This window comes from Legionella longbeachae, from assembly GCF_004283175.1.
In the GTDB taxonomy this organism is placed as follows: domain Bacteria; phylum Pseudomonadota; class Gammaproteobacteria; order Legionellales; family Legionellaceae; genus Legionella; species Legionella longbeachae.
In genome coordinates, this window is the sequence record NZ_RXNW01000010.1 from 117,543 (window position 1) to 131,708 (window position 14,166).

The following is a 14,166-nucleotide window of genomic DNA, read 5'->3' on the forward strand; positions in this document are numbered from 1 at the left end:
ATGTGTCTTTAAATAAAACGAAGCAGACAAAAAATATTCCAATGTCTGTATCAATACTATTAGGACTTACAGAAATACACAGAAGCAAAATTGTTTTTGCGGATTATAATTCTTTGTTACATGACAATCGACCCTATTATGACAATTTTTTAATTGTATTTGCTGCGCCCCTTGTTGAGCGCCAGCAAGGACATTTCATGATTTGCTGTCCAACTCACATTATTTAGCAAAAATTGCCTGCAAAAAATTGCTCATGGCTTGCCAAGAACGTTGTGCGGCAACTTCATTGTAAATAGTACCAAGTTGAGTATCATGTGCATTTGGATTTGTAAATGCGTGCTGAACATGTCCGTACATATGCATTTGCCAATCGACACCGGCATCAGTCATCTCTTTACAAAATGCGTGTACCTGATCAGGCTGAACCATAGGATCATCGTAACCATGTAAGGCTAAAATCTTCGCTTTAATTGGCTCTGATTTAAGAGTTCCTGGTTGATGTAATAAGCCATGAAAACTTACCACGCCCTTAAGATCGGCTCCAGAGCGTGCTAATTCAAGAGCGCATAAACCTCCAAAACAAAAACCTATTATTGCAACTCTTTTACTATCTACTTTAGGGACACAACAAACAGCATCTAATCCGGCCTTTATCCGTTGGCGTAATAAAGATTGTTGCGATATTAAAGGAGTCATTAAAGCTTGTTTTTCCTCTACAGTAGCACCAAGTTTTCCTTGGCCATACATATCTACGGCAAAGCCAATATAGCCCATCTCCGCAAGCATTTTTGCTTTATCGCAGGCAAATTCGTTTCGACCAGACCAATCGTGGACGACTAATACTGCAGGTCGGGTTCCAACAATAGATCGATCATATGCTAAAAAACCAAGAAGTTCCTGTTCCCCATCGCGATAAATATGATTTGAAGTATGCATATCAAGCTCCCCTAAAGTAAAACATAATAAATAAACCTAGATAGTAGATAGTAATTTCATCCTAAGAATAGCTGTTCTGTTAAAAATCCGATAGCGAATCATTCAAAATGAATTTAACGTATTTTTAATTTAAAAAGAGCCTAGTTTATAATAATTGCGGTTCAGAGATAAAGTTATGAATATTTGTTTAAGAATTATTAGTAGCCCCCTTTTTCGACTACACTTAAAATAAAATCTAACGGGGGAATTAATCATGATAACTTCATCATTAACCCATGTACGAGATTTATTACATGCTCAATTGTGTTATCAAGCTTTTATTACACCTATCTTCTTGCCTTTGGAAAAACCATACAGAGATTTTGCTAAACGCGCTTGCGAATTTATTGAGGGAAAACGAACTGAAGTTATTCATCAAGAGTTTCCTCGCCATCATGTACTGCATCGCTTTGAACCTCAAAGAGACACAAACAACAGAAAAATTTTGATTGCTCATGGATGGATATCACGTGCAGCTTATATGGCCCGTTTAATCGACTCATTATATCAACAAGGATATGAAGTATACGCCCTCGATTTTCCTGCTCATGGGGAGGCTAAAGGATTGCAATTGCCCTGGACAGATGCGGTAGCCATTTTGAGAGATACCATTAATCAATATGGGCCGTTTTATGCTGTTATAGGGCATTCGTTTGGCGGCTCCATGTTACTTAACACATTGAACATATCAGGCCAACTTCCAAATTGGAAGTTAAAGTATAAACCGGAATGTGCCATTTTAATTGCATCACCAACTCAAATGCGAAGTCCTGTAAACCGTATCGCAAAAAAATTTAAGCTGAGTGGACATGGATATCTCCAATTAAGACAAGTTATGCGTCAACAAGCACAATTTGATCTGAAGCTGATACGATTAAACCATTTTATTTCACAAATACCTCATATTCCATTTTTGTGTATCCACGGAGAACTGGATAAAACAGTGAATATTAGAGAATCCATAGAGTTCTGTAAGAAATATCCTGATGCAAAATTACGCTTACTTCCCGAGGCCAATCACATCAGTGTATTAGTGGATGAGCGTGTGGAACAACTCGTTTGTGATTTTTTAGAAAAGCCTGACTGCCATTGACATAAAAGTTAAGCCCCTGAATCGACCCAGGTCGATTGTGTGCCAGATTCAATATTGACGAGTCATTTTTGAATCCCGCAGACAAACCACGGGACGCAGGGATAAAGAGAGGCTTTTTCCTAATGGATTACTGAAAATCTAACTTTCTATATACTGTTTCAGCTTTTTCATAGCATTCTTTTCTAATTGTCGAACACGCTCAGCGGAAACACCGTATTTTTTAGCTAAATCATGTAAAGTCAATTTTTCTTCTGATAACCAACGTTGCTGTAAAATATCCTGACTACGCTCATCTAATTGCTCTAAGGCAAACATCAATTTCTCACGTCCTTGATCACTAGCGCTATCATTTTCCAACATCACAGAAGGATCGTCATTTGTATTAAATAAATAACGTTCAGGGGCTGTATAGAACTCATCATGATCATCTGCATCTGGAGCATCGTAGGGGGTGTCCATCGCATTCAAGCGTTGTTCCATAACAAGCACATCTTCACGACTCACGCCTAGATCATTCGCTACAGCAGACACTTCTTCATGGCTCATCCAGCCCAGACGGTTTTTCATTTGGCGAAGATTAAAAAATAGCTTACGCTGAGCTTTAGTTGTAGCGATTTTAACTATACGCCAATTACGTAAAACAAACTCATGGATTTCTGCTTTAATCCAGTGCACCGCAAAAGAAACAAGGCGTACGCCCATCTTAGGGTCGAAACGTTTTACCGCCTTCATCAGGCCAACATTACCTTCTTGAATGAGATCATTCAAAGGTAGGCCATATCCTAAATAACCACGAGCGACACGAACAACATAGCGCAAATGGGCAAGCACCAAGCGTCTTGCGGCCTCTAAATCACCTTCAGAATGAAAACGCTCAGCACAGGCAATTTCTTCCTCTAAAGAGAGCATAGGAATTTGATTTACCCTGTGAATATACGCATCAATACTGCCCACAGGTAAATTTATTCCGGCAAGTTGCAAATATTGGCTCATGCTTCTTCCTCTAAAATTTCGCTGTAAAACAAGTTTATAAAAGAACTCATATTTGAGGTTCTATGGAGGCTAACTGTCGCTTCACAGATAATCTTGCCCCCATCCACCCTAGTATAATTGCAAATAAAATAAGTAGCAAGATCTGACGCATTGACAATCCTGCTAGCGGATAGTGCATTTGATAAACCACAGCCAAATGATTCAGGGCAGCACCTAAACTGAATATAAAAATATTAACCAAAAAAATAGCAACAGTCGCTCCGATCGCCCCATACCAGATTCCAGAATATAAAAAAGGCCTGAGGATAAATGGATCTTGCGCACCGATTAACTTTAAAACCTGAATCTCTTCTTGTCGACTATGAATCGCCAAGCGTAAGGTGGTACCAACAATCACAACTACAGCCATCGCCAATAAGGCAAGTAATGAATCAGCAAATGCAGCAGCAAAACTCAAAAGGGCATGTAAGCGGCTTATCCACTCCATATCAACTTTTGCATGCTCCACTTGGGTTATCGTTTGCAACTGTCGAGCTAATAAATCCAGATTAGCCGGTGAGTTAGCCACCAAATCAGGTATCACATCAATCACTGCGGGCAGAGGGTTTTCGGGAAGATAGCGCATAATATCCTGCATCCCTTCTTGTTGTGTTAATTCCGACAGTCCTTCTGCCGAAGATTTTAAGGTAACTTGTGCCACTCCTACCGTTTTACGTACTTCTTGCACTACATTTTGTTGCTCTGCTTCGGATAAGCCAGGTTTTAAATAAAGGGAAATATGGCCACCACGTTGCCAATTTGCTGTTAGGTGAGCCAGGTTATCAGAAATAATCCAAAAAAGAGCGGGTAAAGCCAGGGTAATAGCAATCACAATGGAAGTCATCAGGGTCGCTACAGGTCTCCGGCATAATAAATTTAAACTTTGTATTGCCGCTTGCAGATGATAAGCAAGGATTGTCCGCATTCGTTTTAACATATTCGCCCCCCCCTCAGCATCACGATCCGGTGTTTCATTCCTGCAATTAGTGCCAAATCATGAGTAGCAATTAGGATACTCACTCCTACTTGATTAAATTGTTCAAAAATTAGCATAATTTCTGCTGAAAGTTTAGGATCAAGATTTCCGGTAGGTTCATCAGCTAATAATAATGCAGGCTTATGAACGACAGCTCGGGCGATACCCACACGTTGTTGTTCTCCACCAGATAAGTGAATGGGCAGCATTTTTTCCTTACTAAGCAGACCTACCATATCCAGTGCTGCGTGTACTCTTTTGACTATCATTGGTGATGTCATGCCTTGAATTTGCAAGGGCAAAGCTACATTATCAAAAACTGTCCGATCATTGAGTAAATAAGGTGATTGGAAAGTAATCCCTAATTGGCTGCGATGAGCAGCCACATCGCGTTTTTTTAAATGATCCAAACGTATGCCATTCATTGTCAATTGACCGGAAGTAGGCCTTTCTAATAGGGCTATCAGTTTAAGCAACGTACTTTTTCCTGCTCCTGAATGCCCAGTGAGAAAAACCATCTCCCCTTTTTGTAAGGTAAAATTAACTTGGCTTAAAGCTTCAAAACCACCTGGGTAACGTTTACTGACTTGTTCAAATGTGATCATTAAATAATGCACCAACAAATTGCGCAGCATCAAAGGGTTGAAGATCCTCTATTCCCTCACCAATCCCTATATAACGAAAGGGTATCCCTAGTTCATTAGCAATAGCAAACAAAATACCGCCTTTAGCTGTCCCATCCAGTTTAGTCATGGTAACACCCGTTAATCCAATCGCTTCATTGAATTGCCTTGCTTGAACTAATGCATTTTGCCCTATAGATGCATCCAATATCAACATTGTTTCATGAGGCGCATCAGGAGATAGTTTTTGTAATACCCTTTTTACTTTTTTCAATTCTTCCATTAAATTGCTTTGGGTATGTAAGCGTCCCGCCGTATCCGCAATTAATACATCCATTTTTCGTGCTTTAGCTGCCTGAAGAGCATCAAAAATAACGGATGCACTATCAGCTCCTGTATGTTGGGCAATAACGGGAATATCATTTCGCTCCCCCCAAACAAGCAACTGTTCTACCGCTGCAGCTCTAAAAGTATCTCCAGCAGCTAACATCACTTTTTTACCCTGCTGTTGAAATTGCTTTGCTAATTTACCAATAGTGGTTGTTTTACCAGCTCCATTCACGCCAACCATTAAAATGACAAAAGGGGAATGATCTGCGGTTTCTAAAGTCAACGATTGATTTTTTTGCTTTAAAATCCCTTGTAAATACGATTTAAGTGCCTCATAAACAGCATTACCGTCAGACAATTGCTTACGTGCTAAACCTTCTGTCAATTGATTTAATACCGCTTGTGTGGTTTCTATCCCTAAATCAGCACTGATTAAAAGAGTTTCTAACTCATCCAGCAACTCTTGACTGATTTCTTTTTTCCCTAACAATAACCGGCCAATACCATCACCTAACTGATGACGCGTTTTACTTAAACTTTTCCTAAAACGCGCAAAAAATCCTTCTTTTACAGGCTCTTGCTCTTGTTCCGCCTTCGTCATAGGAGCTTGCGGCATTAACTCTTCTTTATGCTGGGACTCATCTGCTTCTGAAGAAGTTGGCGTGTGACTGCGTTTGAACCATTTAATCATATAGTGTACAAATCCTGAAAAATGTGAAATTCTATCATCTTTTTTACTTTGAGGTTAAGTTGTGCGCAAAATACTCTTTACGCTACTCATGGTACTATCTTGCCAGACCTTTAGCCAAGTTCAAGAGTTTATCTTGAATAATGGATTAAAAATATTGGTCAAAGAAGATCACAGGGCTCCCATTGTCGTATCAATGATCTGGTACAAAGTAGGTTCTGCTGATGAACCAGGTGGAATTACCGGGGTTTCCCATGCTATTGAACATATGATGTTCAAAGGAACAGACAAATACCCTTTAGGTGTCTTCTCCAAAACAATTGCATCAATTGGAGGGCAAGCCAACGCCTTTACCAATAATGATTATACTGCTTTTTTTGAAAAAATTGATGCATCTAAACTAGCCACTAGCTTTGAGTTGGAAGCAGACCGTATGAATGATTTAACTCTTGATGCAAACGAGTTTGCTAAAGAAATCAAAGTAATCCAGGAAGAGCGACGTATGCGCACTGACGATAATCCGCAGGCGTTAGCATTTGAGCGTTTTCTTGCAACAGCTCATTTCAGTGCGCCATATCATCATCCGGTTATAGGCTGGATGAGTGACCTGAAACAGATGAATGTTGAAGATATAAGGGATTGGTACAAAAAATACTATGCCCCTAATAATGCTACTTTAGTTGTAGTAGGTGATGTTAATCCAGAACAAGTTCATGTTTTAGCTGAAAACTATTTTGGCTCATTGCCTCGAAAAGCTATTGCTGAACGAAAAGTACAAAAAGAACCCCCTATGCTGGGTAAAAAAAGTGTTCATGTTCAAGCATCAGCAAAATTACCTTTGCTGATGCTTGGCTATTCTGTTCCAAGTGCACGTACCTCCAATAAAGCTTATGAGCCTTATGCATTAGAAATAATTGCTGGAATATTAGATGCAGGCGAAAGTTCCCGCTTTGCTAAAAACCTGATTCGTGGCAATCATATTGCTGCAGGAGCAGATACCTATTATAACCCTTATACACGATATCAGACGCAATTCATTATCTATGGGACCCCTAGCCAAAATTATAAATTAAGTGACTTACAAAAAGCATTCCTTCATGAATTGGATGATTTGAAGGCCAAACCGGTGAATCAAGAGGAATTGCAACGAATTAAAAATCAAATTATTGCGCAAAAAACATTTGAAAAGGATTCAATTTTCGGACAAGCCTCAGAAATAGGTCTCTTAGAAACAATTGGCCTGGGTTGGCAAAAAGCAGGGGAATATACAAAAGCAATTGAAGCGGTTACTCCAGAACAAATTCAGCAAACCGCGCAGCATTATTTTCAAGAAAAAAATAAAACCATTGCAATATTAGAACCTCAAAAACACAAGGTAACACAATGAGAATTTTTAGCGCATGCATTATGGCATTAATGATTGGCATATCACACACAGTGACAGCGAATACATTTAAAACAGAAAAATGGACCACTCAAAATGGAGTTCAAGTGGTTTTCTATCAGGCGATGGAAGTGCCTATGTTGGATATCAGCCTCGCCTTTGCTGCAGGATCAGCAAATGACGGTTCTCAATATGGTTTAGCTGCATTGACAAGCCAGATGTTGAATCAAGGAAATTCAGGCCAAGAAGCAACTACCATTGCTGAGGCTTTGGCAGATACTGGAGCCCAATACCATGTTGAAATTAATAGGGATATGGCTGTTTTACACCTTAAAACCCTAGTCAGTAAAGATCAGTTAACGCAAGCCAGTAAAACCTTTACTCAGATTATCAATCATCCAGATTTTCCCGATGAAGCCTTTATCAGAGAAAAAAAGCAACAATTACTGGTTATTAAACAACGCCAAGAATCGCCAGAAGAAGTAGCGAATCTTAATTTTTTTAAAGCATTATATCAACAACATCCCTATGCACACTCTGTCAATGGCACTTCTGACACTGTTAAAGCAATGACTAAAAACCAGGTTATTGAGTTTTATAAACGCTACTATGTAGGTAGCAATGCTGTTTTAGTCATGGTAGGCGCCATTACCAGTCAAACAGCTCATCAACTTGCCGATCAATTAACGCAAGAACTCCCCAAAGGCCAACCAGCTTCTGCAATTCCCAAAGCACAACAATTGACTCAAGCCCAAACAATAAACATCCCATTTCCATCATCGCAAACGATCATCAGGCTTGGTCAAATCGGTATTGACCACCACAATCCAAATTATTTCCCTCTTATAGTTGGAAATTACATTCTAGGAGGAGGGCTTTTGGTTTCTCGACTGGCTATTGAAATAAGAGAAAAGCGTGGCTTAACCTATGGAATTGATAGCCAATTTATACCCATGCCAGGAATTGGACCATTTCTCATTAGCTACTCTACCAAAAATCAACAAACCAAAAACTCCCTGGATATTTTACAAAAAACCCTGGATACCTACATCAAGGATGGTCCTAGCAATGAAGAAATGATAGCAGCCAAACAATACCTTACCGGGAGTTTTCCACTTTCTTTATCAGGTAATCGTAGTATTGCAAACATTTTATTGCGCATGGCTTTTTACCATTTACCTGATGATTTTCTGGATAAATACACAGCTCATATTAATTCCGTCACAAGTGAGCAAGTAAAAGAAGCATTTAAAAAACAAGTTAATCCTGATAAATTTTTACTCATCACCGTAGGGCAATCATGAAGCAGAGTGTGCGTATTATTGGTGGGCTTTATCGGGGTAAAAAGCTGTATGTTCCAGACGAAGAAGGATTAAGACCCACGCCCGATAGAGTACGCGAAACTTTATTTAACTGGTTAATGCACGATATTCGAGAAGCGCGCTGCCTGGATGCTTTTGCAGGCAGCGGAGCCCTGGGTCTAGAAGCATTTTCAAGAGGGGCGGAGCGTGTAGTTTTTCTAGAGCAATCCTCCAAGGCATTTACAAATCTACAAAAAGTCCTTAATGCATTTAATAGCCCTAAACTCAAACTCTTAAGAACAGATGCATTATCCTACCTGAAGCAAAGCAAGGAAGAATTTGATCTGATTTTTCTTGACCCACCTTTTGCGAAAAATTACCTACCGCAGTGTATTGCAGATATCACCCAGAGCCAGATTATTAAAACTGGGGGGCTTGTTTATTTGGAATCAGCGGATGCAATTCAACTTGATGAACATTATTGGAGAAAAGTTAAAATAAAACAAGCTGGACAAGTAGTTTACGGATTATTTGAAAAATTATAAATTTTCTATCGCTTCACTACCTGATTGGCTCTTATCACATACAGCTCATTTGAGGAGATTTAAACATAGTTTCTATTTAAATTCATATAATTCACACTCGATAGGCTTGACAAGGAGGCTAGCTCCTGTTTCAATCAAACGAAGATTTCCAAACATTTAAAGAATTGAATGAACAATAAGCTTCTCATGCTGTTTATTGCCTCTGTCTTGCTAGTAGGATGCAAGACAACAGGTACGCTTTTTAAAAAGCCACCTGTCAATAATCCTAGTGATGATGCCACAATTAAGTTAGCGGAAGCTGCCGTATCTGTAAGTGATTCCATGCATGAAATGGCACGTGTTGAAAAAGTGATCATGCCGCCTCATAAAGACAACACTTTGACCATACCTAATGCCTATAATCTACAGGCAAGGGCTAGTGTAGACTGGTCAGGTCCAATAGAGGAACTTACTGCACGTATTGCCAAATCAGCTCATTACAGATTTCGTGTATTAGGAAAAGCGCCATCTATTCCTGTTTTAATTAGTATAAATATAAAAGATCAGAGTTTAGCAGAAATTTTGCGTGATATTGATTACCAAGCTGGTAAGAAAGCAGATATTCACGTTTACCCTAACAGTCAAGTAGTTGAATTACGCTATGGCAAAATTTATTCGTAGTATCGCAGTTGTATTATCTGCATTGTTGCTGGCATGCACCTCTTCAAAATACTTAGGTGATACCGGCTCATTAGCCGGCATACAAGCCATGGCTAATGTGAATAAAAACCAGAGAAATAAGAAGCTCAAAGGTAAATTTCGTCAAATGGCTATCAAAGAAACTGCATTAAGCCTTGGGGCGCAAGGAGGCTTGGCATGGAGAGCGAAAGTTATCGATGAACACCTTATCAAACAGTCTCGAAGACTGGACGCTATTTACGATTTTAATTCACTAACCTTAGAGCATAACATTCTACCTCCAGTCTTATTGGAAGGTAGGAATACGCTTAATCTTGCGGATACTCAAACTATCCGTATTTCTGATCGTACTTACAAAGTTGCAAAGCAGGCACGTTTTGTAACTACCCCCCCTACTTGGCGGCAATATTTATGGCTGGATTATGTAAAACCGGAATATCCCAATTATACCTTACTTCCCAAAACTAAAGTAGAAAAGAAAATCTGGTGTATTTATGCTGCCAAAGGTTGGAGACAAGGGGTTGATCAGGCCAATACCATCCTTGAGGAAAACATAGCAAGAATTAAAGAAGATTTTGGCGGGATGATTTTATATAGAAAATTATTAGCAATGAATATGGTTTCTCCTCCTTATGTTTCTCATACTGACTTGGGCGTAACAGGCGATGCATCAGAAATCCATATTGATGATAGAGTATTAAGAATAACTGCGTTACCCGCTCTTAATGTAAATAGTGAGCAATGGCGAGCCGCGGTTTCTAAAGACGAAAATGCTCTGGAACATTTCAAAAATATGGAAAAATTAGCAAATCGATCTAAAATTATAATAACAGACAAGTCGTGGCAACCTATGATTGCCCCAGTAAATGACAACAATAACATTCATTAATGAAAACATATGAGTAACAATATTCATTTAATGCCTGATGAGCCTACTCGTTTTACTCCATTGTTCATGGACAGAATGCTGGAGCATACTGAACGACTAAATGCCTCGGACATTACTATTCAAACTGGCGAACCTATATATGCGGAAGTTTATGGTAAATTGTTCCGCATTACTAATCGGCGTTTATCAAACACGGAGCTTGGCGATTTAATTAATGCCATTTATGGGCCTAATGCGACGACCCAGCTTCTTTCAGGTAAAGACATAGATACACACTATGAATTTCGCCCTAATCGAGGTGTTAGATATCGTTATCGGGTGAATGGCACAGCCTGTCTGGTAGAGGGACATGATGCAATCCAAATCACTTTAAGAACGATTCCCACAACGCCTCCACGGTTGGAATCGATGCACCTTCCAGAGGATGTTCTAGAGGCCATTGCACCTCAAGAAGGAATTGTATTTATTACCGGAGCAACAGGTTCAGGTAAATCAACTTTATTAGCTTCAATTATTCGACAGCTCATCGAATTTGAAGATTCTCATCGTAAAGTATTAACTTATGAGTCACCTATTGAGTTCGTTTATGATGAAATTGAAACAATATCGGCCGTTGTAAGCCAATCAGAAATCCCAAGACACTTACCCAGTTTTGCGGATGGTGTACGAAATGCATTACGCAGGAAGCCCCGCTTAATCATGGTAGGGGAGTGTAGAGATGCAGAAACGATCAGCGCAGCCTTAGAAGCGGCTCTAACTGGACATCCTGTGTATACAACTTTGCATACTTCAGGAGTTGCAGAAACCATGCGTCGACTCGTTACCTCATTCTCTGGTGAAGAGCGTCTTGGTAGAACGATCGACATCTTAGAAACAATAAGATTATGTATATGGCAAAAATTAGTGCCCACTGTAGATGACAAGAGAGTTGCCTTAAGAGAGTATTTAGTATTTGACGAAGAGGTTCGAGATATTTTACTTGAAGGTGATCCTAACGATGTCACATCCGCCACACGTAAGCTAGTTCGTCAAAAAGGCCAGCTCATGACTTGGGATGCCAAAGCAAAATTCGAACAAGGTATTATCAGTGAGCGAGTATATAAATTAATCATTGCTGGTGCAAAAGAATACCAACAATAGATTCCCTCTTCTTTTCATTTTCTCTTTATTTAATACAACTCCACTCATTATATTTATCGGAGCATTAGTATTTTAGCTATAATTAATTACAGAATAATGTTTAGTACGTGGAATGATATGAACGGGCCTGTAATACTTTTGGATACCTCGTTAAGGGATGGAGGACATAGGACAAATTTTAATTTTACAGATACTGAATTAAAGGAAATTCTTCAGCCCCTTGATACCTCTGGTATAGAGTACCTAGAAATTGGCTATCGTAATGGTTCTTTAGCACCCATAGATATAGGCAGAGCGGGATGGTGTGCTAAAGAATATTTAATTTTTTGCCGGTCATTAGTTAAACAAGCAAAAATAGCGGTAATGATTTATCCCAATAATGTAACTCAAAACGATTTAAATGAATTAAAAGAATGTGGTATTGATTTATTAAGAATTTGTATCCCGAAAGGCGAACTTGAATCAGCCCTGCCTAAAATAAAAATGGCTAGAATCGCTAATATGAATGTTGCAATTAATCTAACCCATACCTCTTGTTATAAAGAGTATGAGCTTGATGAAGTAATGAAACAAATTCATGATTCCAGTCCCGATATTATCTATTTTGCTGACTCTAATGGCAGTTTTTTGCCACCACAAGTTAAATCACTTTATGATAGATACATGAGCATCTACCCAAAAACTTCTTTCGGATTTCATGCTCATGATAACCTTGGTTTAGCTCAAGCCAATGCATTGGCTGCTCTAAGCGCTGGAGTACGTTTTATTGATGTCACGCTTGCAGGAATGGGGAGAGGCATTGGAAATTTAAAAACAGAATTCTTTGTTGCCTCTTTACATTCAATTCAACTCAAAAAATACAATTTGGAAAATATTTTAAAAGCAGCAAATTTTGTTCGTCATTCATTAAAAATTGGCCATGAACCTATTGAAATAAGCGAGTTTTTACGTGGAATCTCTAATCCACACTAAGGCGTGTTGATAATTCATCCCCCTTACCTTATCCCCACGCTGCGCATAGTGGTGGGGAAAAGAGTGGGGAAATCTGCAACAACGCCAAACAAATCGCAGCTCGTAGGGGGTGGGGATGAATGGTCAACAGGCCTAGTTGTACAAACTAAAATTATAGTTTAATTCGAGATTAATTCTAAAATCATGAGGATTTCATGCGTATGGATGGCTGTTCAGAGATTGCGTTTTCTAAATGATGCTTAAATTTACTACCTGGCTTATCTAAGTAACCTTGGGCTAATGCTTTTAAATCTGAATTTTCTGGATCTTTGGTGATAGCTTTTGCCAAATCTTGAACCTTTTTACTTTTCATGTCGTCACTAAAATCTTTATAGCGCTCCTTGATCTCTGCTTTGTTCACTTTATCAAAGCCACCTCTGCGATTTGCTTCCTGGCAAAGAAGTATTCCCTCGATGTTAGACTTGGCATTAACTATAGAGCAATTGTCGTACTTTTGTGGGCTTTGTTGAATATGACAAACAGATTCTTTACCTTTAGTGACTTGCTGAATATTACGCATAATTTCATCATGTGAGTGCCCTTTGAAATGGCCATTCATCACTTTATTAATAAACTCAGGAGTAATATCACGCTTATCTACCTCATAGATTTGAGTTCCAAATTTACCTGATTTCTCAGCACCCTCCCCACGGTTGGTAAATACTAAATACGCTTTATTAGGATCATTTGCCACTGGTGCGAAAGACAAACCCATAGCATGACCTTTACAACTTATAGGGACTGTTGTTATTTCCCCTGCTTGAATCCGCTTTGAGAGTTCCTTACCCGCCTCAGGAGTTCCAGTAGGGTGACTGCTTTGAAATTTAGACACATTATTTGTAAAATTAAATGCATTCGCAATTTGTTTAAAGTCATCTTTAGCCGCTTGATTGGTACAGGATTTACTGTAATCATTAACTGATTCTGTCATCAAACTATAAGCAGGCCCTATGTGTGCCCTTTGAGATGGCGTACCATCCTTACTGGTCATCTCTATACCTAAGACCAAACCATACTCCTTAACGGCATGCAACTTTTGTGGATCTGAGGGTGTGTAAGAAGATGGAGATCTGATTGTATTATTAGCTAATGCTTCTCGCCCACGTTCGCTATCTATGGCAATATCATATTCTGCAATGGCTTGCTCATCATACCGAGCACCAGAATTGAGCAAGGTATTAGCGATGCCAAACTCTTGATCTTGTAATGCTTTCACTAATGCAGTCTGCCCACGAGCATTTTTTGCAAGATTCAATGCCGTAGGAAGATCTTGATAGCCACAGTCCTGTGCCATTGTTTTTAATGAAGCTTGTGACTGCTCAAATTGCTGCTGTAAAATTAAGTCATTCTTTCTTTGCAAAAATGCAAATAATTCGCTCATAAACCGCTCTTGATCTGCCTTTGCATTTTGCTCTTTAATCTTGTCATTAATGATATCAGCATGACTTGTTATAGTGCTATTCGGGGCGGATAATTCTGGCATAATATTTTAGTTCCTCAT

The 14,166-nt window shown here is 39.1% G+C and carries 14 protein-coding genes; 8 read left to right on the plus strand and 6 right to left on the minus strand.

Annotated features, from left to right (window positions below):
• Positions 1-219 precede the first annotated feature (219 nt).
• Positions 220-936, minus strand: coding sequence for a dienelactone hydrolase family protein (locus EKG34_RS11440; RefSeq protein ID WP_003633231.1), 717 nt, complete (start codon positions 934-936; stop codon positions 220-222).
• Positions 937-1,189: 253 nt separating this feature from the next.
• On the opposite strand from EKG34_RS11440, the gene EKG34_RS11445 reads away from it, so the two are divergent.
• Complete coding sequence (locus EKG34_RS11445) at positions 1,190-2,068, plus strand: alpha/beta hydrolase (protein ID WP_003633233.1); 879 nt, start codon at positions 1,190-1,192, stop codon at positions 2,066-2,068.
• A gap of 138 nt (positions 2,069-2,206) precedes the next feature.
• Here EKG34_RS11445 and rpoH read toward each other — a convergent pair whose 3' ends face one another.
• Genes rpoH through ftsY form a run of 4 tightly spaced genes read right to left on the minus strand, consistent with a single transcriptional unit; the run spans position 2,207 to position 5,720 of the window.
• On the minus strand, positions 2,207-3,061 hold the full coding sequence (gene rpoH / locus EKG34_RS11450; RefSeq protein WP_003633234.1) for an RNA polymerase sigma factor RpoH: 855 nt from the start codon (positions 3,059-3,061) through the stop codon (positions 2,207-2,209).
• A 46-nt stretch (positions 3,062-3,107) separates the two neighbouring features.
• Positions 3,108-4,037, minus strand: a complete 930-nt coding sequence (gene ftsX / locus EKG34_RS11455) for a permease-like cell division protein FtsX (RefSeq protein WP_003633236.1) — start codon at positions 4,035-4,037, stop codon at positions 3,108-3,110.
• Positions 4,031-4,681: a cell division ATP-binding protein FtsE gene (gene ftsE, locus EKG34_RS11460; protein ID WP_003633237.1), complete on the minus strand. Its 651-nt coding sequence runs from the start codon at positions 4,679-4,681 to the stop codon at positions 4,031-4,033. Before ftsE ends, ftsX begins: the two co-directional genes overlap by 7 nt.
• Positions 4,668-5,720, minus strand: coding sequence for a signal recognition particle-docking protein FtsY (gene ftsY / locus EKG34_RS11465; protein ID WP_003633239.1), 1,053 nt, complete (start codon positions 5,718-5,720; stop codon positions 4,668-4,670). Before ftsY ends, ftsE begins: the two co-directional genes overlap by 14 nt.
• 88 nt (positions 5,721-5,808) lie before the next feature.
• Here ftsY and EKG34_RS11470 point away from each other — a divergent pair, with 88 nt between their 5' ends.
• The 7 genes from EKG34_RS11470 to EKG34_RS11500 all read left to right on the plus strand — a co-directional run bounded on the left by EKG34_RS11470 (position 5,809) and on the right by EKG34_RS11500 (position 12,626).
• On the plus strand, positions 5,809-7,104 hold the full coding sequence (locus tag EKG34_RS11470; RefSeq protein ID WP_396426634.1) for a M16 family metallopeptidase: 1,296 nt from the start codon (positions 5,809-5,811) through the stop codon (positions 7,102-7,104).
• On the plus strand, positions 7,101-8,405 hold the full coding sequence (locus tag EKG34_RS11475) for a M16 family metallopeptidase (RefSeq protein WP_003633242.1): 1,305 nt from the start codon (positions 7,101-7,103) through the stop codon (positions 8,403-8,405). The genes EKG34_RS11470 and EKG34_RS11475 overlap by 4 nt, the downstream gene beginning before the upstream one ends.
• Positions 8,402-8,947, plus strand: a complete 546-nt coding sequence (gene rsmD, locus EKG34_RS11480; protein ID WP_003633243.1) for a 16S rRNA (guanine(966)-N(2))-methyltransferase RsmD — start codon at positions 8,402-8,404, stop codon at positions 8,945-8,947. Before EKG34_RS11475 ends, rsmD begins: the two co-directional genes overlap by 4 nt.
• A 168-nt stretch (positions 8,948-9,115) precedes the next feature.
• Complete coding sequence (gene dotD / locus EKG34_RS11485) at positions 9,116-9,607, plus strand: type IVB secretion system lipoprotein DotD (protein WP_003633244.1); 492 nt, start codon at positions 9,116-9,118, stop codon at positions 9,605-9,607.
• Entirely contained in the window at positions 9,588-10,514 is a 927-nt protein-coding gene (locus EKG34_RS11490) for a type IV secretion system DotC family protein (protein ID WP_003633245.1), read from the plus strand. The genes dotD and EKG34_RS11490 overlap by 20 nt, the downstream gene beginning before the upstream one ends.
• A 9-nt stretch (positions 10,515-10,523) precedes the next feature.
• The gene (dotB, locus tag EKG34_RS11495) at positions 10,524-11,654 is read left to right on the plus strand and encodes a Dot/Icm type IV secretion system ATPase DotB (protein WP_003633246.1); all 1,131 of its coding nucleotides are present in this window, start codon (positions 10,524-10,526) and stop codon (positions 11,652-11,654) included.
• A gap of 117 nt (positions 11,655-11,771) precedes the next feature.
• Entirely contained in the window at positions 11,772-12,626 is an 855-nt protein-coding gene (locus tag EKG34_RS11500) for a beta/alpha barrel domain-containing protein (protein WP_003633247.1), read from the plus strand.
• A gap of 181 nt (positions 12,627-12,807) precedes the next feature.
• Here the strand turns inward: EKG34_RS11500 and ankD are convergent, their stop codons facing one another.
• A complete protein-coding gene (ankD, locus tag EKG34_RS11505; RefSeq protein WP_003633249.1) occupies positions 12,808-14,148 on the minus strand; it encodes a Dot/Icm T4SS effector AnkD/LegA15 in 1,341 nt (446 codons plus the stop codon).
• Positions 14,149-14,166: the final 18 nt, after the last annotated feature.